At 60.8% G+C, this 25,093-nt stretch carries 25 protein-coding genes; 11 read left to right on the top strand and 14 right to left on the bottom strand.

The window, feature by feature from the left end:
• Window positions 1-63 precede the first annotated feature (63 nt).
• The gene (locus BV106_RS14680) at window positions 64-822 is read right to left on the bottom strand and encodes an outer membrane lipoprotein-sorting protein (protein WP_265595687.1); all 759 of its coding nucleotides are present in this window, start codon (window positions 820-822) and stop codon (window positions 64-66) included.
• Window positions 823-912: 90 nt separating this feature from the next.
• On the opposite strand from BV106_RS14680, the gene BV106_RS14675 reads away from it, so the two are divergent.
• From BV106_RS14675 to BV106_RS14665, 3 genes are all read left to right on the top strand, one after another.
• Window positions 913-1,959, top strand: coding sequence for a glycosyltransferase family 39 protein (locus tag BV106_RS14675; protein ID WP_038165825.1), 1,047 nt, complete (start codon window positions 913-915; stop codon window positions 1,957-1,959).
• A gap of 97 nt (window positions 1,960-2,056) precedes the next feature.
• Window positions 2,057-2,764 (top strand): glycosyltransferase family 2 protein, encoded by a 708-nt coding sequence (locus tag BV106_RS14670; protein WP_038165824.1) that lies wholly within the window; start codon window positions 2,057-2,059, stop codon window positions 2,762-2,764.
• Window positions 2,765-2,896: 132 nt separating this feature from the next.
• Entirely contained in the window at window positions 2,897-3,844 is a 948-nt protein-coding gene (locus BV106_RS14665; protein ID WP_038165822.1) for a hypothetical protein, read from the top strand.
• Window positions 3,845-3,879: 35 nt separating this feature from the next.
• Here BV106_RS14665 and BV106_RS14660 read toward each other — a convergent pair whose 3' ends face one another.
• The 5 genes from BV106_RS14660 to BV106_RS14640 form a co-directional block, all read right to left on the bottom strand.
• Window positions 3,880-4,668 carry a hypothetical protein gene (locus tag BV106_RS14660; RefSeq protein ID WP_038165820.1) on the bottom strand — a complete coding sequence of 263 codons (789 nt, stop codon included), beginning with the start codon at window positions 4,666-4,668 and terminating at the stop codon, window positions 3,880-3,882.
• A gap of 32 nt (window positions 4,669-4,700) precedes the next feature.
• Window positions 4,701-5,849, bottom strand: a complete 1,149-nt coding sequence (gene lpxB / locus BV106_RS14655) for a lipid-A-disaccharide synthase (RefSeq protein ID WP_038165818.1) — start codon at window positions 5,847-5,849, stop codon at window positions 4,701-4,703.
• Window positions 5,846-6,790, bottom strand: a complete 945-nt coding sequence (locus BV106_RS14650) for a Gfo/Idh/MocA family oxidoreductase (protein WP_038165815.1) — start codon at window positions 6,788-6,790, stop codon at window positions 5,846-5,848. The genes lpxB and BV106_RS14650 overlap by 4 nt, the downstream gene beginning before the upstream one ends.
• A gap of 72 nt (window positions 6,791-6,862) precedes the next feature.
• The gene (galU, locus tag BV106_RS14645; RefSeq protein ID WP_038165813.1) at window positions 6,863-7,744 is read right to left on the bottom strand and encodes a UTP--glucose-1-phosphate uridylyltransferase GalU; all 882 of its coding nucleotides are present in this window, start codon (window positions 7,742-7,744) and stop codon (window positions 6,863-6,865) included.
• Window positions 7,745-7,787: 43 nt separating this feature from the next.
• Window positions 7,788-8,792: a GHMP kinase gene (locus BV106_RS14640; RefSeq protein ID WP_038165811.1), complete on the bottom strand. Its 1,005-nt coding sequence runs from the start codon at window positions 8,790-8,792 to the stop codon at window positions 7,788-7,790.
• A 219-nt stretch (window positions 8,793-9,011) separates the two neighbouring features.
• On the opposite strand from BV106_RS14640, the gene deoC reads away from it, so the two are divergent.
• From deoC to BV106_RS38505, 6 genes are all read left to right on the top strand, one after another.
• Entirely contained in the window at window positions 9,012-9,806 is a 795-nt protein-coding gene (gene deoC, locus BV106_RS14635; RefSeq protein ID WP_038165808.1) for a deoxyribose-phosphate aldolase, read from the top strand.
• Window positions 9,807-10,163: 357 nt separating this feature from the next.
• Entirely contained in the window at window positions 10,164-10,841 is a 678-nt protein-coding gene (locus BV106_RS14630; protein ID WP_038165806.1) for a hypothetical protein, read from the top strand.
• Between the two features lie 28 nt (window positions 10,842-10,869).
• Window positions 10,870-11,178 (top strand): transcriptional regulator, encoded by a 309-nt coding sequence (locus tag BV106_RS14625; protein WP_038165803.1) that lies wholly within the window; start codon window positions 10,870-10,872, stop codon window positions 11,176-11,178.
• A gap of 55 nt (window positions 11,179-11,233) precedes the next feature.
• Window positions 11,234-12,118 carry a 4-hydroxy-3-methylbut-2-enyl diphosphate reductase gene (gene ispH / locus BV106_RS14620; RefSeq protein ID WP_038165801.1) on the top strand — a complete coding sequence of 295 codons (885 nt, stop codon included), beginning with the start codon at window positions 11,234-11,236 and terminating at the stop codon, window positions 12,116-12,118.
• A 53-nt stretch (window positions 12,119-12,171) separates the two neighbouring features.
• Window positions 12,172-12,960, top strand: coding sequence for a ferritin-like domain-containing protein (locus BV106_RS35605; protein ID WP_051945839.1), 789 nt, complete (start codon window positions 12,172-12,174; stop codon window positions 12,958-12,960).
• 47 nt (window positions 12,961-13,007) lie between these two features.
• Window positions 13,008-14,072 (top strand): hypothetical protein, encoded by a 1,065-nt coding sequence (locus BV106_RS38505; protein ID WP_265595686.1) that lies wholly within the window; start codon window positions 13,008-13,010, stop codon window positions 14,070-14,072.
• 89 nt (window positions 14,073-14,161) lie between these two features.
• Here BV106_RS38505 and murQ read toward each other — a convergent pair whose 3' ends face one another.
• From murQ to BV106_RS14575, 7 genes are all read right to left on the bottom strand, one after another.
• The gene (gene murQ, locus BV106_RS37330; RefSeq protein WP_265595685.1) at window positions 14,162-16,012 is read right to left on the bottom strand and encodes an N-acetylmuramic acid 6-phosphate etherase; all 1,851 of its coding nucleotides are present in this window, start codon (window positions 16,010-16,012) and stop codon (window positions 14,162-14,164) included.
• Between the two features lie 895 nt (window positions 16,013-16,907).
• Window positions 16,908-17,789 (bottom strand): metallophosphoesterase, encoded by an 882-nt coding sequence (locus BV106_RS14600; RefSeq protein ID WP_038165797.1) that lies wholly within the window; start codon window positions 17,787-17,789, stop codon window positions 16,908-16,910.
• The gene (locus BV106_RS14595) at window positions 17,786-19,057 is read right to left on the bottom strand and encodes a PQQ-binding-like beta-propeller repeat protein (protein ID WP_038165794.1); all 1,272 of its coding nucleotides are present in this window, start codon (window positions 19,055-19,057) and stop codon (window positions 17,786-17,788) included. Before BV106_RS14595 ends, BV106_RS14600 begins: the two co-directional genes overlap by 4 nt.
• A 30-nt stretch (window positions 19,058-19,087) precedes the next feature.
• Complete coding sequence (locus BV106_RS14590; protein ID WP_038165793.1) at window positions 19,088-19,882, bottom strand: thymidylate synthase; 795 nt, start codon at window positions 19,880-19,882, stop codon at window positions 19,088-19,090.
• Between the two features lie 113 nt (window positions 19,883-19,995).
• A complete protein-coding gene (locus tag BV106_RS14585) occupies window positions 19,996-20,403 on the bottom strand; it encodes a peptide chain release factor-like protein (RefSeq protein ID WP_038165792.1) in 408 nt (135 codons plus the stop codon).
• A gap of 117 nt (window positions 20,404-20,520) precedes the next feature.
• Window positions 20,521-21,885 (bottom strand): Gfo/Idh/MocA family oxidoreductase, encoded by a 1,365-nt coding sequence (locus BV106_RS14580; protein ID WP_051945837.1) that lies wholly within the window; start codon window positions 21,883-21,885, stop codon window positions 20,521-20,523.
• Between the two features lie 40 nt (window positions 21,886-21,925).
• Window positions 21,926-22,780 carry a sugar phosphate isomerase/epimerase family protein gene (locus BV106_RS14575; RefSeq protein ID WP_038165790.1) on the bottom strand — a complete coding sequence of 285 codons (855 nt, stop codon included), beginning with the start codon at window positions 22,778-22,780 and terminating at the stop codon, window positions 21,926-21,928.
• Window positions 22,781-22,976: 196 nt separating this feature from the next.
• Here BV106_RS14575 and BV106_RS14570 point away from each other — a divergent pair, with 196 nt between their 5' ends.
• Together BV106_RS14570 and BV106_RS14565 are read left to right on the top strand one after the other, a co-directional pair.
• Window positions 22,977-23,507, top strand: a complete 531-nt coding sequence (locus BV106_RS14570) for a LysM peptidoglycan-binding domain-containing protein (protein ID WP_038165788.1) — start codon at window positions 22,977-22,979, stop codon at window positions 23,505-23,507.
• 178 nt (window positions 23,508-23,685) lie between these two features.
• Window positions 23,686-24,474, top strand: coding sequence for an SDR family oxidoreductase (locus BV106_RS14565; RefSeq protein WP_038165787.1), 789 nt, complete (start codon window positions 23,686-23,688; stop codon window positions 24,472-24,474).
• 69 nt (window positions 24,475-24,543) lie between these two features.
• Here the strand turns inward: BV106_RS14565 and BV106_RS14560 are convergent, their stop codons facing one another.
• Complete coding sequence (locus BV106_RS14560) at window positions 24,544-24,945, bottom strand: hypothetical protein (protein WP_038165785.1); 402 nt, start codon at window positions 24,943-24,945, stop codon at window positions 24,544-24,546.
• Window positions 24,946-25,093 lie beyond the last annotated feature (148 nt).

Raw genomic sequence — 25,093 nt, 5'->3', positions numbered from 1 at the left:
CTTGGTCACATTACGCGGCCGCATGCCGGTTTGTTCAACACCGGTCCGCAGGGCAAGTTGCCCTCAGCCCGCAGGATCTTCAATCTCCAGGTACGTGATGCCGTTCACCTTGTTCTTGTCCGTGTCATAGGACTGCACGCGCATCTGTTTCAAGATGTAGGCATTCTTGAACTTCTGCCCTTTGCGCACCAGAAACTCCTTCTGCAGTTTACCCTGCTGATCATAGGCTCGCATCTTCATCATCGCGCCGCTCTCCTGATCCACCCAGATACGCACCTGCCGGTAGGGGCCACGATTGTCTGGATTGATGACATGGACCACCCAGCAGGTTTGAAAGCTCACCTTCTCCGCCCCGACCAGTTCTGGTTTGGGCCAGTAGAGGAAGCGCATGGAAAGATCCTCGTAGTTCAGGTGGGTGCCCTTCACCGTCTCTGAATAGAGCGAGACCGGCATCTCCACCTTGCCCGAGCTGGTGGTGCGGGTCAGCTTTGTGCCATTTTCCTTGAGGTCCAGGTTAACGACCTCCTTCGATCCGCCCGTGAACGTGAAGCGGATGACATTGTCAGCCATGGTCAGGTCGAAGGGCACCTCCTCACCAGTCTCCTGGTTGCGCAGCTTGCCCTTGAGGTTCTTCAGGTCTTGCAGAGCCTGGCTCATGCGGACCAGCCGCAAGATGTCCTCACCGGCCTTGACCTTGTCTGCCCCATCCTCGGTTGCCGCCGCAGGTTGTTGGGCATGCGCAACGCTCACCGGCATCACCACCCCCAGGCTACAGGTCACGATGGCAACTAGCGGTGCGAGAAGGAAGATTCTGGGGGTCATGGATACTTTTGTTGGAGGCGGCTTTTGACAGCCAGCCGTGAGCATTTACTCAAAGACAGAGGCCCTGACAGAAAGTCTGCACGTGAACGCATGAACCGCCAACGTTTTCTCCTGCCTGCCATGGTCATCCTGACCCTGGCGCGGAGCCTGTTGCTGCCCATGTCCGGCCTCACGTCTCTGGAAGAGTATGTGTTGCGATGCGCCCACGAGCCTCTGTCCTGGCATGAAGGGCTCGGCCCGCTGCTGCCTTGGCTGGTAAAGATCAGCACCACCGCGTTTGGAGAGGGCTCGTTTGGCGTCCGATTCTTTTCACCGTGGATCATCTTTGCCGCTGGCTGGCTGCTCTGGGAGCTGGCCCGTGGCTTGTTCGACAACACCACGGCCTCCTGGGCCCTGCTCCTCTTCCAGGTGATCCCGGCGGTGAATATCGCCGCCACCACCATGACCCCCACCACGCTGGGGCTGGCTGGGTCAGTGGCGGTGCTGGCAGCACTCAGGCTTGCCCTGCATCGCACCCACCCCTGGCACCTGTACTGGTGGATTCTCGGTTGCGGCCTCCTGGCCTTGTCACTCGTGGACTGGCGCTTTGCCATGCTCGGCGTCGCCGGCTGCGCCAGCATGGCGCTCACGCAGCGGGGCCGCCGGGCTCTGACCAAGTGGCCGGTGCTTCCCGTGCTAGGAGGCTTTCTCGTGCTGGCGATCATTCTGTTCTACCTGGGAAACTCGCGGAATGGCTGGGCTGGCCTCAATCATTTGCCCATGGCTCCCGCTTTCGACGGCGTGGACATCTTGCTCCACCTGCTCGTAGCCTGCTCCCCGCTGCTCTTGATTGCCTTCGGCTGGGTGCTCGTGCGCAGCACCCAGCGGCGCAGCATGACCTACCACATGGCCTTCGTTTACGCCTTCATGTGGCCGCTGCTCACGCTGGACATGCTCATCTGGCGGAGCCTCCCCTGGCCCTGCAGCGGTAGCGGAGCCTGGCTCGCCCCGGTGTGCATGCTTCTGGCGCACCTGTCGCTCACCTACGAGCCCGCCCCTCCCCGGCTGAAAGTGGCGGTCCGCAGCTTTACCGTGCTTGCCGCAGCCGCCCAGTCCTGCTGGCTGGTGAAGGGTACCTGGCTCATTCTGCCCTTCTGAGCCAGATGCCACTCTTAACCTGACAAGCCTGTCATGTTCAGGGTGCAACGAACTTTTCGCTTGCCTCCGCCTCCCCGCACGGCAGGGATAGCCGCCCATGCCAGACACCCAGCCGCAGATTTCCGTCGTCGTCCCTCTCTACAACGAGGAGGAGAACGTCGCCGAACTTCAGCAACAACTTACTCAGGCTCTGGCAGGCCATTCTCACGAACTCGTCTTTGTGGACGATGGGAGCACCGACGCGACATCCGCGCATGTGAAGAAGTCTGCTCAGGTTCGCCTCATCTGCTTCCGCAAGAATTCAGGCCAGAGCGCTGCCATGTATGCCGGGATCATGGCCGCACGCGGCGATGTGATTGTCCTCATTGATGGCGACCTCCAAAACGATCCGGCAGACATCCCCGCTCTGGTGAGCAAACTCCACGAGGGCAGCTACGACCTCGTCTGCGGCTACCGGGCCAAACGGAAAGACACCGCCTTCAAGCGCCTCCAGAGCCGCATCGCCAATGCCGTGCGCAGCCGTTTCATCGGTGACGGCGTGCGTGACACCGGATGCTCGCTCAAAGCCATGCGCCGTGAGTGCCGCAGCGCGCTGCTGCCTTTCAATGGCATGCACCGCTTCATCCCCGCGCTCATCCGGCACTCAGGTTTTAAGATCACCGAGGTGCCCGTCAATCACCGTCCCCGCATTCACGGGGTGAGCAAGTACACCTTTGCCAACCGCGCCTGGCGCGCCACCAAGGACATGGTGGGAGTGAGCTGGCTCCTGAGCCGGATGGTAAAAATTGATGCTGAGGAGCGATAACCTCCTTCATCACAGCGTTAGTTGCAATGCCGATACTCCCCGTGCCAGCGGGAGTTGATTGACTGCATCGTTGGATTCCCTCTTGACTCAACACCCGCAGTCAGCATCCTCGGCAAGAGTTTGTTCCAATCCATGAGCCTACGTGAACAGCTGCGGGAGATCCTGCCGCAAATCCTTCCTTCAGATCCCGCGGAGGCCATCAAAGGCACCGAGTTGATCCGTCTTGTGCGGTTCCGCCTGGGGGATGAGTACAGCGATGCCACGCTGCGCTACCATTTTTCCATCCTTTCGTATGATCCGGCCTCGCCGATCGCCAAGGTGGACCAGGGGCAGGGATACTACATGCGACTCGGCAAAACGGAGACCCGCTCCGGAGCGCCTCACCTGGGAATGTTCAGTCAGATTGATGACGTCCAGGATCTGCAAAGCATGCGCTTTGCCCGCTTCCGCGCCATCGTGGAAAGGCACTGCGTCAACGGAGCCCGCTACCCCTATCTGCTCACCGAGCCTCCGGGAAACAACTGGGAGCTGCCGGATGTGGTCGTGACAGACTGGGACTTCGAAACGGACAATGACGACACGCCCCGCCTGGATGAGACGATGCTCAGCCTCAAGCGGCACCTCGGGGTCTCCACAGTGCGCCTCTCTGCCGTGCAGTTGAAACTGGAGGCCACGCTCGCCACCTGCAATGCAGACTTCTTCCAGGCCATGAGCGCCACCCGCTGGGCCAACCACGGTGAGATCTGGATCGCAGACAAAGTGAGTGATGAAGCCCTCGTGGAGAGCCTGCGCGTGCTGGGCCACCAGTATGGCGTGGGCGTCACCAGCTTTGGCCTCGACCTCACCCTGCTGGACGAACTGCCCGGTCCGGATGAGATCCGCCGGATGACGGCATCAGAGTTCGAGTCCCTCCAGACCCTGCTCAAGTTTCAGCGCCTGTCCGTGGGCACCTCCCGCCCGCATCTGGACTGGCTGCACCTCGCAGCCTTGAAGAAGAAGCATGAAAGCCTCGCCGGCATGCTGGCCTGGCTCAACAGCTGCCTGGAGAACCGCAAGCCGGTCTGGCCCGGGCGGGAGTAAGTTCCACGAACTCCTCCGCGTCCTTTCTTCTCCTGCTACTGGGCCGCCTTCCGGATGTCGGCGGCCATCTCCTTCAGCTCTGCGAGGGTGGTTTTCGTCGTCACTGTGAGCTTCGTATAGGGCACGTCCTTCCAGATCTCCGGGAGGCGGAACGGCTCCGGCACCCCGCCTGAGTTCAGCGCTAGGATGCGCGTGAATTTCAGGTCGTTGATCAGCACGTGCTGCGCGGCCTGCCAGCAGCCGTTGGCGTCATCACGGGGGGCAAGGCCGTTGGGGGCAGCCAGAAACACGATGGTGCGTGGCTGAGGATCTCCGGCAAAACTGTGGGCAATGCCCAGCAGGGCGGCGGGTGGGGCCGCTTCATCCGGTGCGTTGGCTTCGGTGGTGTCCAGCGGAGCCAGCACCAGTACGGCCTCATCCGCCTTGGCCTTGCCCATCAGGGGAACCATGATGTTTTCCAGAGCCTTGTCACCTGCGGTGAACTCCTGCCGGATGACGCCGTGCCCCATGTTGTCCGGCCCCATGGTGGACTCCATGAAGGCCGCTGCCGCGTCCAAGTTCTCGACATGACGAAGCGAGCGCTCCCCGAGATCCCGGCCCAGGATGCGTTGATACCTCTCAAAATCGGACGTGTTCAACTCACGCCGGAGAATGGCCGCAAACTGTGAGGGCTGTACGTCAGGCTTGTTCTTCTTGTTGAAGTAAAAGACAAACGACAAGGCCCCCATCAACACCAGCCCCCAGGGCAAGCCGCCGACAAAGAGGCGCACAATGCGGCCGGAAGGAGTGATCTGAGAGGCGGGATCTGGTTCTTGCTGATTCATGGTCGCTGAGGCTCACTGCGGACGCTCTTATCTTACGCTTCAACTTTGGCATGCGCCACCTGCTCCCATACGGCCTTCGCTGCCCTTTGGTAAGCACCACCCTCCCCCAGTCTGTCCACGGTTTCGCGTAGATCCTGGAGCAGCCGGCTCCGGGCAGCCCCCTCGTCCATGAGTTCCAGCACGCCGGACGCCAGGGGCTCCGGTCGGAAATCGCCCTGGACCATCTCCTGCACCACCTGGCGTCCCGCCAAGATGTTCACGATCCCCAGGAACTTGATACGCATCACCGCCCTGCCCACGACGTAGGTCAGCGGATTGACTTGGTACACCAGGATGTAAGGCATGCCGAAACAGGCAGACTCCAGGGTGGCAGTGCCGCTGGCCACCACCCCCACCTGAACCTGCTGCATGAGGTCATACACCGTGCCGATCTCGATCCATCCCTTCGCTTCAGGGAAACCTGCCGCATCCGCCAGCTCCTCCATGAGGCCTGCCAGCCGAGCATTGGCCGCACTCACCACGAACCGCGCCCCGGGCCGCTTGGACTGCAAAAGGCGGGCCGTTTCGATGAGCGTCGGAAAAAGCCGCCGCACCTCATTGGCACGGCTTCCAGGAAAGAACCCTACGAGATCCGGCTGCCGCGAGATGTTTTTGGTCAGCGACTTGACGCGGTCCACCATGGGGTGTCCGGCAAACTCCGTCTTGAGACCGCTCTTTTCATAGAGCTCCTTCTCGAAGGGGAAGATGCAGATCATCAGATCCAGCAGCTGCGCCATCGTCTTCACGCGGCCCTTCTTCCAGGCCCACACCTGCGGGCTGATGTAGTAGATGATGGGGCGGTCATAGCCAGCCTCGCGCAGAGACTTTGCCAGCCGCAGGTTAAACCCGGGGTAGTCCACCAGGATCACCGCGTCTGGCTTCTCACTGGCCACGATGGCCAGGGCGTCGGCCATCTTCTGTTTGAACCAGCCATAAACCTTGAGGACCTCCCAGAGGCCCACCACCCCGGCGTCCTCCACCCAGTCGAGCATGGCTTCACCGCCCACCTCCTTCATCAGGGGGCCGCCATAGCCATAAAACCGCACCTCTTCCCCGCCCGCGAGTTCGAGGAGACTGCGCATCAGCCCGGAGCCGTGCGTATCCCCGCTGATCTCGCCCGCCAGGAGAAACAGCTTCCTCATGACAATGGCAGCTGGACCGGTGCGTTCTTCTCAATGGCCTCCGTGATCAGGATCGCCAGCTTCAACGCCTCCGTCCCTTGCTGACCGCTCACCAACGGCGTTGCCCCCTTCCGGGCGCAGTCCACAAAGGCGGCCAGCTCCAGCTTGAGGGGCTCATCCTTTTCCACCGGCACATCTTCACGGGCGATGCTCATTCCGTCACGGCGATACATGTGTCCGGACTGCTCTTGATAGTCGAGCGAGATGTAGCCTTCCCCGTGGAAGACCTGAATCTTGCGCATCTTCTTGTCGCTCACGCGACTGGAGGTAACGTTCGCCACACAGCCGTTGGCGAAGCGCAACCGTGCGTTGGCGATGTCCTCGCGCCGGGTCAGCACCGGCACCCCCACCGCATCCACACTCACCACCGGAGAGCGCACGAGGTGCAGGATGATCTCCAGGTCATGGATCATCACATCCAGCACCACGCCGATGTCCATGCTGCGGTTGGGGAAGGGGGAAAGCCGGGTCGCCTCAATGAAGCGCGGCTGTTGCATCCGGCTCTCCAGCTGCTTCATGACCGGGTTAAAACGTTCGATGTGCCCCACCTGCAGCACCAGGCCCTTCGCATCAGCCAGTGCCACCAGTTCCTGCGCCTCGGTGAGGGACTCACTCAGCGGCTTCTCCACCAGGACGTGCTTCCCCTGTTCCAGCAGGAAGCCAGCCACCTGGCGGTGGGCGATCGTCGGCACCGCCACCGCGGCCGCATCCACCTCAGCGGCCAGATCCTCCAGAGTCGTCACCGCCTTGGCACCATAGAGGGCAGCCAGCTCCTCAGCACGAGCCCGGTCCAGATCAAAGATCGCAGTCAAATGCGCGTTCGGCAGGCTCGCCAGCACTCGGGCATGGTTCTTTCCCATGGCGCCGACTCCGGCGACTCCAACTTTGATGCGATCACTCATGTGGCGCGCATGTTGGCCAGCACGACAGTCAGCCGCAAGTGAAAAGGGGTGCGGCGAAAGGCCGCCCTCTCCCTATTGTTCGAGCAAGCCAGCCAGGTACCGTTTCAGCTCGTCGCGCATGTCTTCCCGCTGGAGCCCCCACCAGAGATTGGCCTTCACAAAATCGAGTTTGTTGCCGATGTCATGACGCCGGCCTTGATAGCGCACGCCATAGAGAGCCTCCCGCTGCATCAGCGCCGCCATGGCGTCAGTCAGCTGGAGTTCCCCACCTTTCCCAGTCGGGGTTTGATCCAGTTGGGCAAAGATCGAGGGGGACAGGATGTAACGCGCAGACACCGCCAGACGCGAGGGAGCCTCAGCCACACTGGGCTTCTCCACAAACTTATCCGCCTTGAAGACGCCGGGCTCGACTTCTGCCCCGCCCAGAATGCCATATCGGCTCACTTTCTCCGCAGGGACTTCTTCGAGGGCCACCGTGGAGCCACCATGGCGCTCATGCACATCCAGCAACTGGCGCAGCACCGGCTTGGCGCCATCTGTGGGTGAGACCAGCGCGTCCCCCAACAGCACGGCAAAGGGCTCATCCCCCACGTGCTCGCGAGCGCAGCGCACGGCATCCCCCAGACCACCCATCTTGGGCTGAAACACGTAGTGAATTCTGGCCAGGGACTGCAGGTGACGCAGTTCAGCAAGCGTCTCATGGCGGCCCTTTGCCTCCAGATCGGTTTCCAGTTCCGGATTCGCGATGAAGTGCTCCTCAATGGACCGCTTGCCGCGGCTGATGATCAGCAGGATGTCGGTGATGCCGCTGGCCACGGCTTCCTCCACCACGTACTGAATGACCGGCTTGTCCACCACAGGCAGCATCTCCTTGGGCACCGCTTTGGAGATGGGAAGGAAACGGGTTCCGAACCCAGCGGCCGGGATCACGGCTTTGCGAACTTTGGCAATCATGTTGAATCGAAGTCTGTCGGGCGTGAAGTGAAGGGTTCTGGGATCAGGGGAGGATTTGCGGCCTGATCACCTCGATATCCCGGTTGCGGAAGGCCTCCACCAGCGTGCCAAACATGGCATCGTCTTCATAGGTACCCACGATCGCCCCGCCGCTGCCGGTGAACTTGGCACTGGCCCCCACATCGCGGGCAATGTCCACCATCTCCAGGTTTCCCGGGCTGATCTTGTAAAGCCGGCGGCGCAGGTCGAAGTTCTCATTGAGGAGCGGTCCGATCTCGCGCCCCCTTCCGGCGAGCAGCATCTCCTTCACACGCTCCGCCAGATTTGCCCACTGGTACATGGCAGACACGACGTCACGCTCCCCCCGGTTCCAGCGGCTGCGGATGTCGTTGTGGAACACCTCCGTGCCTTCACTCAGGCGCTTCGTATAGGCCACATACACATTGGGCAGGAGGGCGGGATCCAGCTCCTCGTAGATGCCGTGTCCGGACGTTTCCATGTGGCCGCGGTTGAAGTCCATGAAGACCACCCCCTCATAGACCTGGATCACGCGATCCTGAAGCCCGGCGGGGATCCCCAGTTCATCATTCTCCACACTCAGCACCAAATTGGGCTGGATGTGCTTCGGGATCTGGTCCTCCACCTCGTAAAACTCCATCAGGGCACGCAAGCAGGCGCAGATGATGGCACTGCTCCCCGCCATGCCCACCTGCGGCGGGATGTTGCTCCGGTAGCGCAGGGTGAAGTTGCGGTCATGCAGGGCGATCCCTTCCTTCGTGCAGTAGTCGTGGAACCGCTTCACCGTCGCCTTCAGCAGGCGAATGCCACCGTAGTATCCAAACTGGGCCACGTCCCGTGCCAGCTGACCAATGCTGGGAAACACCGAGTGGTCCCGCTCGCTCGGTTCAATCGTCAGTTCCGGCGTCTCAAACAAGACAATTTCCGCCTCGTAGTTCCGGATCACAAAGGAGATGGTCTTCCCAAAATATCCGTCGGAGGGATTGCCGACCAAGCCGGCACGCGCGTGTGCTTTTTTACGAATGACCATGTGGGAGAAAAACTGCTGTCTGGCGGAATGGGGCGCGATGCTATAGCCGCGCCGCTCCGTTTGACAACCGCAAAGCAGCGGCTCTGGGGCCTCCCCCCCTTTTGTGGGTTGTACGACTCCCTCACGAAACCACCTTGACCCCCACCTATTGCCACCCTAGGTATCGCCCCGCTCCGCCCTGGCCCCCAAGTTTGTCCGCAGCCTCCAACACTTTTTGCCATGAAGTACTGCTACGAAGATCTCGCCGGGATGATCGATCACTCCCTGCTCCATCCGACGCTCACAGACGCAGAGCTGGAGGCGGGTTGCAAGCTCGCCGCAGAGTATCAGGTGGCTTCCGTCTGCATCAAACCTCACGCCGTGAAACAGGCCGCCACCTGGCTGGCGGGGACTGCGGTGAAGGTGGGTACGGTCGTCGGGTTTCCCCATGGCAACAGCCAAACTGAGGCCAAGCGCTATGAGACGGAGCTCGCCTGCCGTGACGGTGCTGTAGAGATCGACATGGTCATCAACCCCGGCAAGGCGATTGGCGGTGCCTGGGATGAGGTGGAGCAGGAAATCCGCACCATCTGTGACACGGCCCATCAGCACGGTGCCAAAGTAAAAGTCATTCTGGAAACTGACTACCTTCGCACAGGCGGAGCCGGGCTCTCCAGAGATCAGTTGATCACCAAGCTCTGCCAGCTCTCAGAAAACGCCGGGGCCGACTGGGTGAAGACCTCCTCAGGCTTCGGGTTCGTAAAACAACCCGGCGGTGGATACAACTATTGCGGAGCTACCGAGCACGACCTGGAACTGATGCGCGCGAGCGTCTCCGACAAGGTCCAGGTGAAAGCAGCCGGTGGCGTTCGCGACCTGGATGCACTCATCAAAGTGCGCGACCTCGGAGCGACCCGCTGCGGAGCCTCCGCCACCAAGGCGATGCTGGACGAGTACCGCCGCCGCGAGAAGTCCGAACGGGCTGGCGTCGCTCCCATCCCCACCGCCGGCGTGCTCGGCGCAGGTGGGTATTGAGCAGCCGTCCTCTGCTTGTTTTCACCCTCCGTATTCCTCGCTCTGATAAGCTCCCCTCATGGATTCGAACCCGGAGGGGTTCACCATGAATAGCCATGTGGTGCAACGAGCGTAGCGAGTGAAACCCATGGAACACGTAGGTCAGAAACTCCACTGCGGAGCGGTAGACCATCATCGCAATCAAACACATCAGGCAGGCGCTTCCCGCCCAGCGCCTACCCCTTCACGGGAGGCACAGTGTTGCCGGGTTTCCACGGATCTGGCACGCTAGACGCCTGGGCGACTGAGTTTCGCCAGAATGGAAAATACCAAAATCCGTTTGCACCCCCATCACACTTTGTGATACAAAGTGAACCCATGGCCTCCGCGTCTCCCCATGACACCGCCTTGGAACATCTCCGGATCATCCGGACCCTGATGGAGCGCTCCCACATCTACCGGGCCGTCTCCGCCCCCGCTGCCTTGGTTGGTGGCACTCTCGCCCTCCTGGTCAGCGGCTATGGCATCTGGCAAGAGTACCTGCGGGAAGCGGTTACCGGCGGGGATCCCGGTTTTCGTGGCACCCGCTTTCTCGTGGTGTGGCTGGCGCTTCTCGTCCTGGCCAGCGTCATCAACCTGTTTCTTCTGATGCGGGAATCCAGCGACAAGGGCGAACCGGTCGTCACCGATGGATTGAAGATGGCTCTGCGGGCTGTCGTGCCTCCTCTTCTGACGGGAGGCGTTCTTGGCATCTGTCTTATCGTGTATGTCAGGCAGATCGAGCTGGCGGCGCTAGTTTGGATTCTCTGCTACGGGCTCGCCCTTCAGGGCACCGTCAGCTTTGCCCCGCGCTCCATCATCCATCTGGCCCGGGCCTTTCTTATCACGGGGCAGGTTCTTACCGTTCTCTGGTTCGCGTTCGGCGGCCCGGGCCTGGCCATCTGGAATGGCGCGGTCGCTTCCGCATTTCTGGGGCTGACGTTCGGTCTGTTTCATGTCATCTATGCCGTGGCCGTCTTCCTGAAGTCGTCCACCGCCACCGGCCCGCTCGTCTGAGCTTCAGCCCGCCGCCCGCCACGGAATAATGATCGACTTCTCCCAGCTCGACCGCGTCATCCATGAAAAAGGGCGGCTCGCCATCATGACTGTGCTCGCTGCCCGCAGCCCACGGGCATTCCAGGACCTCAAATCTGAACTCGGCATGAGCGACGGCAACCTCATCTCTCATCTGCGGACCCTGACGAAGGAGGGCTACGTCCGCGAACTTAAGACCACCGCTGCGGACAGCTCACGCCCCTGCACCAGCTACGAGATCTCCGGCGCAGGGAAAAGCGCTTTCAACGCCTACCTCAAGGTGCTGGAAGCCATCGTGAAGCAATCCCGTCCCTCGTGAGTTTTTTTGCCCACTAACTTTGCGCCACAAAGTAAAATACCCCACCCTCTGCCATATGAATATCACCTTGGCCAAACATCACGGCATGTGCTTCGGCGTTCGCCAGGCCCTGCGCTCCACCCACGACGCTGCCAAGCGCGGCCCCGTCACCCTGCTGGGTCAGCTGGTTCACAATCCCTTGGTGGATGCGCATCTGCGCACCCTCGGCGTCCAGCAAGGTGAGCTGGACCGCCTCGGAAGCGCATCCACCCAGGGGGTCATCATCTCCGCCCACGGGGCGTCCGACCGGGACCGCTCAGCTTGGAAGCAAACCGGCCATCAGGTCACAGACACCACCTGCCCACTCGTCCGCAAGGCTCACGACGCACTGGCCACCTTGGTGGAGGGCGGCTACTTTCCCGTCGTCATCGGTCAATCCACCCATGTGGAAGTTAGAGGGCTGGTGGGCGATTTCCCTCAAGCCCGGGTGGTGCTGGAAGAAGGCGACCTGGACCAGCTGCCGCATCATCGCCGCTACGGCGTCATCAGCCAGACCACCCAACCCCTGCTCCGGGTGCTGCGCTTGGTTGAAGCGCTGAAACAGCAACATCCTCAATCAGAAGTTCGCTTTGTGGACACCGTTTGCCACCCGACGAAACAACGTCAGAGCGCCTTGGAAGATCTCTGCCGCCGGTGCACTGTGATCATCGTGGTGGGCGGCCGCAACAGCAACAACACCCGCCAGCTCACGGAAGCCGCAAGGCAGTTTGGCTGCACCGCACACCAGATCGAGCACCCATCAGAGCTCAACGCCACCTGGTTCTCACGCGGCTTGGAGGTCGGCGTTACGGCAGGCACATCCACCCTGGATGAAACCGTTCGCGACGTGGTGGAGCATCTCAAGATGATCGCCGCCAACCTGCCCCAACCCGGCATCCTCTCAAGCATGCTCGGCCGCTAAAGCCCACAGCCTCCGAAGTCCCCCATCTCAAAACACCCTCCCCCAAAAAAACCATGAACATTCCCAGCTGGATTCAGTACTTCGAACGCAATCGCACGAGCTTTGAAGAGCCTCCGCTTGATCCGGACGCGAGCCCCCTGCGTGATGGCCTGCGCCTGCCCCTGGCGGAATCGCTGGCCGTATTCCAGCTCGGCGAGACCGGTGGTGGTACTCGACTGATGCGCTACGTGAGGCGAACTCTCCGTCACCAACCCGACGCTCTGGAGGGATACGATCTAGCCGTGAGACTGTTTGTGGCGGAGGAACAGCGTCACGCCCTGCTGCTCGAAAAGCTCGTCATCTATCTCGGCGGCACCTTGTTGCAAAAGCACTGGACCAACACCGTCTTCCGCCAGCTCCGCACGCTCCTCGGCATGGAGTTCAATATCCAGATCCTGCTCACGGCCGAGCTGATCGCCGAGGCCTACTACGGGATGATCTACCGCAGAACCACGGATGATGCGGTCAGAACTTGTTGCCACAAGATTCTCCGGGACGAGATGCGCCACATTGCCTTCCACACCAACTTTTTCCAGGAACGGCTCGCCCGCCTGTCTCGACCGCTCCGCAGCTTGTGGCGCTTGGGCTTTAGAATATGCCACCGGGTTACTGCCACCATCGTCGCCTGGGACCACCGCCGGTTTTTGCATTCATTGGACGTCAGCCAGGGCGAATTTATCCGCCTCACTCTGAAGGCTGGACAACGATTTCTTCGTCGGCTTGACTCCTCATCATCTTCCTGGCAGCCTGAGGTTTCTTTGCGTTCCCGCCAAAAAGCTTCGCAACTTGCCACCCCCGGCTAAGTTTCATCGCGACCGCACGTTACGGCAACATGTCCCTGCACGACACCATGAAACGGTTTCTCACTCCCGCATTGCTCTGCGCTCCGGTGCTGGCCCTCTGTCCGACCGCTTCCGCCCAGGAAGCCCCCGCGCTCACACCTGAGCAGACGGCGAGCATCATGAAGCAACTCGAACAAATCGAGGGGCAGATCACCAAGAACCGCGGAGACGCCCTCGGTGCCGCCTTGACCCGGTTCCGCAGCGCCATGGCCGGCGACAAGGAGGCGATCGACCTGTGGTTTGCCTGCAACAAGCTGGAGAACTATGACAAAAAAGACCTCAAGGCGACTGATTTCCAAGCTTGGAAAGATGGCCAGGAAAACCGGGTGAAGGATCCCGATTTCCCCATCGGACTCCGCCTCCAGCTCGAATATCTTGTCCTGAGCATCCAGGCCCAAGACATCAAGGACATCGAAAAGATGGGACCAACCGTCGCCGCTCTGCAGGCGTTTGTTCCCAAGGCGATCAATGCCGTGCAATCCACCATGAAGCACAGCGCTTCCGGGGCGATTGAGGAGAAGAATCCTGGGGGCCGTGGTCCCGGAGGTCCTCGAGGAGGCGGTGGCGGCCCGCGCGGCGGCGGAGGCGGTGGCGGTTTGGGGCAGACGTTGCGTCAGCCTGTGAAAGGCACCATCTTCAGCCAGGCTTACACGCTGGACCAGCTGCTGAACCGGCAGGATTGGGAGTACTCTCCTCTCAACATCAATGGCATCTACAAGAACGTCATCCTGCCCTTCTACCTCGACCAGAAGCCAGCCGAGGTTCCGGCCCAGTATGATGCAATGATCAACGCAGAGCTCGCCATCCGCAAGGGGACCATGAGCGAAACGGAATTTGCCCAGTACTACAAGGAAGAAGGTCCTGATCTCCAGTGGGGCAAGGCCAACTACCTCCTCCAGCACAAGATCACGCCCATCCTGGCGATGGCCGACATGCTCAAGATCATCCGTGAGAACCCCACCCACCCCAAAGCGGGCGGTTGGGTGAAACAACTACGGGAAGCGGTCAACCAGACGCAAATTCCGACCACGCCGACCTCCACAGAGCCGGCCCCGGCTGCTCCCCAGACCTAATCGCGGCAGGAACACTCTTGCATCTCGTTTCCCAAAGCCGGGTCCCCCAGTGGGGCCCGGTTTTTTTGTGCAGCCAAACCAACTGCGGTTCATGCGACCGAAGCCTGAAGCTCCTGCACCAGCCGAACGGCCTCCTTCACCCGCCAGCCGGCAGACTCCAGCATCGCCAGCGCCATACCGGCCTCACATTCGGTAATTTCCTGTACCAGACGTACCGCACGATCCTTGAGCTTCACATTGCTCGCGTTCAGGTCCACCATGAGATTGCTCACCACTTTGCCAGTGTGCACCATGGCCAGCGTGGTCAGGGTATTGAGCACCACCTTGGTGGCCGTGCCCGCCTTCAACCGCGTGGATCCCGTGAGCACCTCCGGCCCCGTGTTGATTTTCAGAATGCGATCAGGAGCGTGCTTCGGAGCCACCTCTAGCGCGGGATTAAAACACAACAGGGCCGTGACCGCACCGAGCTGACGAGCCGCATGCAAAGCCCCCCAGACGAACGGGGTACGACCACTCGCCGCAATGCCCAGCACCACATCGCCTCGTCGCACTCCACGATAACGCACCGCATCGGCACCCGCCGCCGTGTTGTCCTCCGCCCCCTCCACGGCGGACCAAATGGCCCGCCGTCCCCCAGCCATGATTCCTTGAACCTGATCCGGTGGCACCCGAAACGTGGGCGGACACTCACTCGCATCCAGCACCCCCAGACGGCCACTCGTGCCCGCACCCACATAGTAGAGCCGTCGCTCAGCCTTGAAGGCCTGCACCACTTGCTCCACCAGCCACTCCAGATCCTCCGCCACCTCCAACACCGCAGTGCAGGAAGCTTCATTCTCCCGGATCATGAGGCGCACCGCCTCTGACAATGGCATCGTGTCCAGATGCGTGGAGGCGGGGTTGCGCTGCTCAGTGGGGGACTTTGCCAGTGAGGACAGAGCGACCACCTCTACTTCTGCCGGCAACGGCGTGGCCGCTCGGGAGCGCACGGTCTGTCCAGCCTGCGACGCAGGCGTCAAGGATCGGGCCAGCGCCACCGCCCCCCACACGCTTTCCCGTTCCAGGGGGCTGATGCTTGAATGGGGTCGCTGGATGGAAAGCAGGCTCGATACCTCACCCGAGAAACGAGGTTGTTTAAGGAGGGTGCTGCCAGCCAGAATGTACTGAACCCCGGCATCTGCATGCACCAGATGGTTCGTGCACCGGGCCGCCATGTCTGCCAGCTTCTGCGCCGCATCGTGCACGAGTTGCGCCGCCAGATCGTCCCCTCTGCCCGCCTCTGTAAAGACGGTGATCGCCAGTCGGGCAATCTCCTGTTTCTCAGCCTCCTGGGTCCAGGGGATCAAGTCATCCGGATGATTCAGCAGCAAGGCCTGCAATATCGCCTCGCCCAGAGCAGGAAAGCGGCCGTTGACGTCATGCTGGTACACCACGGCACGGAGCGCTTGCAGCGCTATGTCTGAGGCGCTGCCCTGGTCACCCAAGATGTGCCCCCTGCCTCCCACCTTCACCACGCGTCCTTCGGAGTTCCGACCGTAGGCACAGGAACCGGTGCCACTCAGCAGGAGCACGCGTGCCTCCGCGCTATCCGGCCAGTCGCCTGCAGCCTCTAGCGCCGTTTCCAGGTCGTCAGAGGCCAGAAACGGTGTGTCCGGCCAGATGCCTTGAACCAAGTTCACCACCCGCCTCCGGTCATCTTCGTTGCGCAACCCGGCAAAGCCGCCGCCAATGGCAGAAGGAACCATGGTGAGCCGGTCACGAATCGACTCAAACAGGTGGGTGAGCTCCGCAGAAGTGGCCAACCGGATGTTGGCCGGCCCGAGATCAAAGCGATCCACCACTTCATTCTCTCCCCGGACTGAAAGCACCGTGGTGTGCGTGGCTCCCGTTTCAATGCCCAGCCAGACAGGACCTGACAGGCGGCTCGCAGCAGTGCTCATGGGTGTTGGGCGGGCAACGTGCCCCATAAAGATACGCCTTCCGGTGGCAGAGCAACCGTGAAAAACGCCCCCCTCAACCGCAACCCCCATGTCACCGTCCACGAACACCTTGCCCGAGTTTCCGAGACGGCATCCACAAACACTCTAGCCGTGATGGGTTGCCGGTCCGAGGCAGATCTGCCCCCCCTCTACCATGGGTAGTTCTCACCTCACTCAGCCCCCACATTGCTACCGGTGGGAGGTTCATGAGTCAATCATCCGAATCTTGGCCTCCGCCCCGGCAATCCCGAACCCGGAGGGTTCACCATGAATAGCTACAGGTCGACCGAGCGTAGCGAGGGCTACCTGTGGAAATGCGTCCGACGACCTGCTACCGCGGAGCGGTAGGCCCATCGCGTTGCGAACCCCGGACGCCGATCCCGCGAAACACCCCATCCGCCGTTTGGCCCCGCATGGCCTACCGCTCCGCGGTAGAACTCCCAATACCACCTTCCATAGGTAGTCCTCGCTATGCTCGGCCGACCCATGGCTACGCATGGCGAACCCTCCGGGTTCAATGAGTCAACCGCATCACAGCCTTGTGTCCGCCCCGGCAAACCGAACCCGGAGGGTTCACCATGAATAGCCACAGGTCGACCGAGCATAGCGAGGGCCACCTGTGGAATGCGTCCGACGGCCTGCTACCGCGGAGCGGTAGGCCCATCGTATTGCGAACCCCGGACGCCGATCCCACGAAGCACCCCATCCGCCGTTTGGTCCCGCACGGCCTACCGCTCCGCGGTAGAACTCCCAATACCACCTTCCATGGGTAGTCCTCGTTCCACTCGGCCGCCCCATGGCTACGCATGGCGAACCCTTCGGGTTCATGATATAACACGCAAGAGAACCACCCCCCCTAAATCACATCCGTGTTCACCACATCAAAGCACGCGATCTCAGGCGGGCACAAGAAACGCACATGATACTGGATCGTACCGATCCCGCGGTTCACATACAACTTGATGTTGTCCACGTCATAGAATCCGGCCTGGAACTTCACCCCCCAACTGGGAAGGCGCAGAGCGCCGATCCCAGGAAGGCGGATCTGCCCTCCGTGGGTGTGGCCGGAGGCCTGAAAGACGATTTGTTTCTCCCCCGCCAGATGACTGGCATAGTCCGGCTCATGCACCAGCATAAGGGTCCGGTCGTCCGGCTTCAAGCCTTGGGAGGCCACCGCCCAGTTAGGGCGACCTCCCCACACGCTCTGCAGCCCGGTCAGCACCACCTCGCCCCCGGCACAGGGCACCCGCGTGTGCCGGTTCACCAGCACGTCGATGCCCTGTTTCACCAGGATGTTCTGAATGCGACTCGGCTGGTGCCAGTGATCATGATTGCCCAGGCAGGCAAAGACACCACAGGTGGACTGGAACCCACCGACCACCTGGCCAAACTCCTCGAACTTGTGGCTGGTGGCGGAAATGTAATCCCCCGTCAGCATGATGATGTCCGGCTTGAGGGCATTCGTCCGGCGCACCACCTCCGCGAGGTACTCCTCTTCAAACAACGGGTCGAAGTGGAAATCCGTCAGGCTCACGGCCCGGAACTTCGCCGGAGCCCGGCTGCCAAGTGCCAGACGCAGGTCATGGCGATCCACCGTCACACGATGACGCTCAATGAGAGACGAGTACCCGTAGGTGGCACCGCCGCCCATGATCATGGAGGGGGCCGCCAGCAACCGGAACCGCTTCAGGAAGGCGCGTCGCTTTTCGCTCAAAGGGGATTGTGGATCAGCGTTCATGGGGTACCCACACAATAAAGAGCATTCTGGGTGCGGATGAGGAACTGACGACCATTGACCGCATAGGAGGCGAGCGACTTCTGCCCCAGTGCATTGGTGGAAAGCAGCTCCAGCTGGCGGCTGGCTTTGATCACGTAGCCATTGCCCAGCTCATCCTGAATGTAGATCTTGCCATCCGCGTACAACGGAGAAGCCGAGGTGGCCCGGGCCACTCGCTCCTGCCAGAAGAGCTTGCCGGTCTTGGCCTCAAAGCACGAGACAATGCCATTGTCCGCCACGGAGAAAAGATCCTCTCCCACTGCCAACATGGAAGGCGTCAGCGGAGCCCCCTTCTCCATGCGCCAGACCACGTGGGTTCCCGTGACATCTCCTTTGCCGTCTGGACGAATGGCCAGACCAGTGGGTTTGTCGTACCCGGTGCTCAGAAAGACGAGGCCCTGCGCGTAGATGGGCCTCGGCACCACGGAGTAGCCTTCGTAGCTGACTTTCCAGATCTCACGCCCGTCCTTCGGATTCAAGGCGCTCACCACGTTGCTGCCGGGAGTGATGAGTTGCTTTTCACCATTCACCTCGATGACCAGAGGGGTGGAAAAGGAGAATGTCTTCTTAGCACCCGCCGTACGGTCCGTCTTCCACTTCATCTTGCCGGTGCGCTTGTCCAAAGCGACCACAAAAGGATTGCTGGCCGCATCAGCCGGGAAGATGAGCAAATCATCCACCAGCACCGGGCAGGCCCCGCCCCCATGCACCGGACTGTAAGTGACCTGCTGGTTCTTCCATTGAACCTCCCCTTTCGTGTTCAGACAGGCGGTGCCGAAGTGCCCAAAGTGAGCATAGATCCGGTCGCCCTCCAGCACAGGGGTGGGGCTGGCATAGCTGTTCTTCCCGTGGATGCCAAAGGTGTGCGGATCCTTGATGACAAAGGCCTCTTGATCCCAGATGACCTTGCCATCGGTGGCGTTCAGAGCCATCACCCGAAGCGAGAAGGTATCATGCGGATCCGTGGAATCCTTGGCTCCGACGGCGTTGGTGAGATACACCACCCCATCTCCCACCACCGGGGAAGACCACGCCCGGCCGGGCAGGTCCGCCTTCCACGCGATGTTTTCCGTGGCAGACCATTTCACCGGCAAGCCGGTAGCATCAGAGCTGCCCTGTCGAGTGGGCCCGCGGAACTCCGGCCAACTGGCCTCCCCGGCGGGTGCTGACCAGGCCAGCGAGGTGCTGGCGACGAAGGAGAGGGTGAGCACAGCGCGGATAAAAGTCATGGCGGGAAATAGTCGGCTCAGGAAGTAGCGTTAAACGGCGATCTCGGCCTTGATGGCCGGCCACGGGTCGTAGTTTTCCAAGGTAAAGTCCTCGAACTTGAAGCCATCGATGTCCCGCACCTCAGGATTGATCTTCATCACGGGCAGGGACCGCGGCTCGCGCTCAAGCTGCAGGCGGGCCTGATCCAGATGGTTGGCATAAAGGTGAAGATCACCAAAAGTGTGCACAAACTCTCCGGGCTGAAGATCACATACCTGCGCCACCATCATGGTGAGCAGCGCGTAGGAGGCGATGTTGAAGGGCACCCCCAGAAAGAGATCCGCACTGCGCTGGTAGAGCTGGCAGCTCAGACGACCGTTATCCACAAAGAACTGGAACATCAGATGGCAGGGAGGCAGGGCCATCTCCCCAATGCGGGCCACATTCCAGGCGCTAACGATGTGACGGCGGGAGTAGGGATTCTTCTTGATGCTGGAGATCACGTCCGCGATCTGGTCGTGCACCTGCCCATCTGCCCCCTGCCAGCGGCGCCACTGCGCCCCATAGACCGGGCCCAGATTGCCCTCCTCATCCGCCCACTCATCCCAGATGGTAACCTTGTTCTCGTGGAGGTACTTGATGTTGGTGTCCCCCTTCAGGAACCACAGCAGTTCGTGAATGATGGACCGCAGGTGCAGCTTCTTGGTGGTCAGCACGGGAAACCCGGCGCTCAAGTCATACCGGGACTGCTCGCCAAACACGGAATAGGCGCCCACACCAGTGCGATCCTGGCGGAAGCTGCCATGCTCCAAAACTTTCTTCAACAGGCGTTGATATTCGAGCATGAGTAAGAGTGCACAGGTGGGCTAAGGTTGCAACGATTTGACGGCACCATGTCCCGAATGCTCGCAGTTTCCCAAACAAACTTTTGGGGCACCACGAAAAATTCCCCTCTCCTTCAGTCGCCGGACGCCGACCGAACCCGGGTCCGTTGCTTCTTCACCTCGCTGCGCTGGTGTTTGGTCTTCAAGATCCGCTCCTTCAGCCCCCGGGGGCGCTTGCGGTTCTGGCGTTTCTTTTTCTCCACCTCGTTCCGCTTTTCCAACTTCACGGCGGCCAGCTTCTCCTCCAGCTTGCCGCAGAGTTCCTCCCGTGCGACCTGTCGATTCAGGCTCTGGGAACGCTCCCGCTGACAGCGAACTTCCAGCCCTGTGGGAATATGCGTGAGCACCACGGTGGAGGAGGTTTTGTTGATTTTCTGCCCACCCGCTCCGGTGCCACGGATGAAAGTCTCCTCTAGATCTTCCTCCCGAATGCCCAGTTTGAGCATGCGCTTCTGTAGGGCGTTGTCTTCGGGGGCGGCCATGCCGCACCTTATCACTGTGCGTGAGGAAGAAAAGCCCTTGTTCCAGCCCCACAAGACAAGACCCCGGCCTGCCTGGGCAAACCGGGGTCCTGAAAGAATCGAGACTGAAGCCGTGACTTACACCACCTTCGTCACGCCTGGGATGGCGATCGGATAGTTGCCCGATTCGTCCGGCTTGCTCGGCGGCACGGTTTCCCATGTCACCTTGGCGGGCATGAGCTGGATCTCGCTCTTGATCGCGTCGTCCCACTTCACTTCCTTGCCGCCGTAGGTGGCCATGCGCCCCAGGAGGGAGGTCATGGTGCTCTCTGCGGTGTAGTAAGCGTCGTTCTTGGGCTTATTGTTCAGGATCGCGTCCTGCAACTCGTTGTGCTCCACCTGGTAGGGGTTCTCATCCTTCTGGCGGAAGTCATACTTCCAGATGACGTTGCCCTTGTAGTCCGTGGCGTAGCACTTGTTGTCGTTCTTGAGGTACAAGATGCCCTTGGTGCCGTGGAATTCTTCACGGATCTGGTTGAAGCAGCCCTTCTGGTGACGGCACTGGCTGTTCACACGCACGCCGTTGGGGTAAGTGAACTCGACGAAGTGGTGATCGTAGATTTCGCCGTACTTGCCGGGGGTGTCACCCTTCTTCTCCTTGCGCACTTCACGGCCGCCCATGCCCTGGGCACTGATCGGCGGGCTGCCAATGAACCAGTTGGCGATGTCGATGTTGTGCACGTGCTGCTCGGAAATGTGATCACCGCAGAGCCAGTTGAAATAGTACCAGTTGAGCATCTGGTACTGCATCTCGGTCATGCCATCCAGGCGGTCCTTCACCCAGACGCCACCGTCGTTCCAGTAAACCTGGCCGCTGACGATCTCGCCGATGATGTTGTTCTCCTTGACCTCTTTCAGAGCATCGCGGTAGCACTTCTGGTAGCGACGCTGAAGGCCGGTCGCCACTTTGAGGCCCTTCTGGTCAGCCACCTTGGCCATCTCCAGCACCTTACGGATGCCCGGAGCGTCCACGGCCACTGGCTTCTCCATGAACACGTTTTTGCCAGCGTTCACTGCCGCTTCGAAGTGATAGGGGCGGAACCCGGGAGGGGTCGCCAAGATCACGAGATCGCACTCCTTGATCACCTTCTCATACCCGTCGAGGCCGACGAACTTGCGGTCGTCGGTCACAGCCACCTTGTCGGCGTGCTTGTTGCTGAGGTTGCTGTAGGAGCCGTCGAGACGCTCCTTGCTGGCGTCCGCCATGGCCCAGAGCTTGAAGCCGCTGTTGGGGCTGCTCAGCGCCTGATCTGCCGCGCCGGATCCACGACCGCCGCTGCCGATGAGGCCGATTTTGATCTCCTTGCCGGAGGCGGCGAAGGCGTGGGTGGCATTGCTGAGAGCGACGCCAGTGCCCGCGGCGAGAGCCCCGCGGAGGAAGCCACGACGCGACGCCTTTTCAGGCACGTAGATGGCATGGTGGTTGGATTCGTGCGTAGTCATGGTTGGAACAGGTTCACTTTAACGTGCACTTCACGCCGTTCTATTCAGCCAGCGTGCTCTTGATCAGTTCGTAGCCTTCCGTGTACACCTCTTCAGGGGAGGAGAAGAAGTCACGCCACACGCGGGTGGCGGCGGCGAGGTCCGGCAGGGAGCCGCCGAAGGCCTCAATCGTGAGCCAGCCATCATAGCCCAGCCCCTTGAGCTTGCGGATCGCCTCACGGCAGGGGGCGTGGCCGCGCCCGGGGGTGCCACGGTCATTCTCGGAGATATGCACGTGGTTCAGCTTGCCGGAGTTGAACACGGTGTCGATGGCACCAATCGGGTCCTTTTCCTCGATGTTGGCATGGAAGGTGTCATACATTGTGCCGAAGTTCGGGTGGTTGACCCGCTTGGCGTAGCTGGCAGCCTGTTCCATGGTGTTCAGCAGGTGGGATTCGAAGCGGTTCAGGGCTTCGATCGCGCACTTCACCCCGGCGGCCTCTGCCACGGGAGAGATCGCACGATGCACCTCAGCGGCGTGATCCAGTTCCGTTTCCGTGGGGAAACGGCCGGTGAACTGGCCCAGAACCTGGTAGTAAGGACCGCAAAGCACCTGCACGCCAGCGTTGTGAGCGCACTCGAAGACGGACTTAAGGTGGTCGATCGCCCCTTGGCGGTTCTTGGCGTCCGGGCTGATGGCGTTGTGCGCCTCGTCAGGGAGCACCGTCACGGCGGTGGCTTCGAGGCCGTTGTCCTTCAGCGCCTGCCCGATGGTCTTGAAATGAGCGGGATTGCTCGTGTCGAAAATGGGAATTTCCAGACCGTCATACCCCACGGCCTTGAGTTTGGGGAACAGGGAAAAATTCTCTTCGGTCACGTGACCGGTCCAGAGCAGCAGGTTGAATCCGATTTTCATGGGACTGCGAGACTAGGGAGTCCCCGCGGGGGACGCAACTCCTCGGTGCGTGAAAATGTATGCAAAATCAGACAAGCCAAAGGCGCTTGCAACGATTCCCATCACAGCGATAGTTAACCCCTGTTAATCATCTTTCGCTTGCGCTGGCTGCCGGTTTCACCAGCATCTCCATTTCCACCCCTCACCACTCCTTTCCATGAAGCCCGCTCTGATCCTGGCTGCCGCCGCAGCCCTCTGCGTCGCCGCAACATCCTGTAAAACCACCAAGGGTGCCGCTGGTGGCGGTTCAGACTACCAGGAGTACACCAGCGCAGGCGCTGATGGTGGCTACAACCCCTACCCCGGGCAGCCGGGCTATCAGGAGTACACGGCTCCGAGCAAGACCAAGCCCCAGCCGACTCCGTCCTACGCGGCATCAAACAGCGCGCCGCAGTACCAACAGTACACGCCGCCTCCGCAGCCCTCCTACACCCCACCGCCCCAGCCGAGCTACACCCCTCCTCCGGCCAAGAAGAAGACGGTGGCCAGCAAGTCCACCCCCAAGAAGTCGCCAGCCAAGACCGCGGCGAAGAAACCCGTCGCCAAGGGCGGTTCCTACGCGGTGAAACAGGGCGATACCCTCTACCGCATCGCTCTCAACAAGAAGACCACCGTGAGCAAGCTGAAGAGTGTCAACGGCCTGACTTCAGACGTGATCCGTCCAGGCATGACGCTGAAGATTCCCTGATTTCTCCCATAGAGGTATCTCTCTCAAGACGCCTCCCGCCAGGCTCCGCTGAGGAGCCTGGCTTTTTTGTGCCCACGCAGCGGCGCACGCCCGTCATCCAGCCTTCTCGCGCGGACGTTCCTATTGAGGAGGAAACGCCCCCCATCCTCCGACTCAGTCCCTCCTCTCCCCGCCAACCATGAATCTGCATCTCTCCGGCAAGACCGCCCTCGTCACCGCTTCCACTGGCGGCATTGGTTTCCAGATCGCGCGCACATTGGCGCAAGAAGGTGTGCGGGTCATCCTCAACGGACGCACCCAGGCGGTGGTGGATGCCGCCATCAGCAAGCTCCAGGCCGAACTTCCAGAAGCCAAGCTGCTTCCCCTCGTGGCAGACAATGGGACGCTGGAAGGTGCCGGGCAAACGATCACCACCTACCCGGAGGTGGACATCCTCGTGAACAACCTGGGCATCTACGAAGTGAACTCCTTCTTCAAGGAAAGCGATGATACCTGGCGGACGTTGTTTGAGGTGAACATCCTCAGCGGGGTGCGCCTGTCCCGCCACTATCTGGAGCGGATGATCGCCAAGAACGACGGTCGCGTCGTCTTCATCGCCAGCGAGGCCGCCCTGTCTCCGCCAACTGACATGGCTGCCTATGCGGCAACGAAGTCCATGCAGCTTTCACTCTCCCGCAGTCTGGCAGAACTCACCAAGAACACTCAGGTCACCGTCAACACCATCCTGCCCGGCTCGACAGAGACAGAAGGCGTGGCCAAAATGGTGCAAGGCATCTTCCCCGACTTGAGTGTCGAGGAAGCCGGCCGGGAGTTCATGAAACGTGATCGTCCCCTTTCCATCATCGGCCGGCTCATCAAACCGCAGGAGATTGCGGATCTGGTGGCATTTGTCTCCAGCCCACGTGCCTCCGCCATCAACGGAGCCGCCCTCCGAGTGGATGGCGGCCTGGTCCATCACATTGCCTGAATTCCGCCTACGTCACACAAGCCTCTCCCTTTCCTTGAACCTTTGCGGGCTGGACGCAAGCAGCGACACCTAGCGCATCTCCAGCCGAAACTGGGCTCCTTGAGCTTTTGCGATCTTTAGCACTTCCACCAGGGCCATCAGGTCATCTGCCACCGCTTCGGGGGTCTCCAAAGCCTCAGCGGCATCGGGATTCTGAAGGATGACCCTCACCAGCGACTCGAACGCAGCGATGCCTTGGGAACAGTCATACCACTCTTCGCACGGTCCCAGCAGCTCATCCAATTCGTCCGGGCCTCCTTCGAAGTCCTCGGGAATCTCACGGGAGTCACCGAATGAAGAAAGCGCCGGGATTTCATACTCATCTGCCAGTTCATCCAGTGCCACAAACTCCAGGGCCAGGTCTTCCCCATGGCTGTCGAAGCTGGCATCTGACACAGGAGGATGGAAGACGGGATAGATTCCTAGACTCATAGCTAAGGTATTGAAAGTGAACCGGAGGTTTGGTGGCCGGAAGGCCGAGCAGAAAGCTCGACAAATCACAGCACAAACCAACCCACCCGTCAATGTTCCGTCCTTTGAGATGAGGTGATTGATGTAGTGCGGCTTTGCCCATGCCGAA

This window comes from Verrucomicrobium sp. BvORR106, assembly GCF_000739655.1.
Taxonomy (GTDB): Bacteria; Verrucomicrobiota; Verrucomicrobiia; order Verrucomicrobiales; family Verrucomicrobiaceae; genus Verrucomicrobium.
The sequence above is the reverse complement of the archived record's forward strand: the minus strand, read 5'-3'. Positions and strand labels throughout refer to the sequence as shown.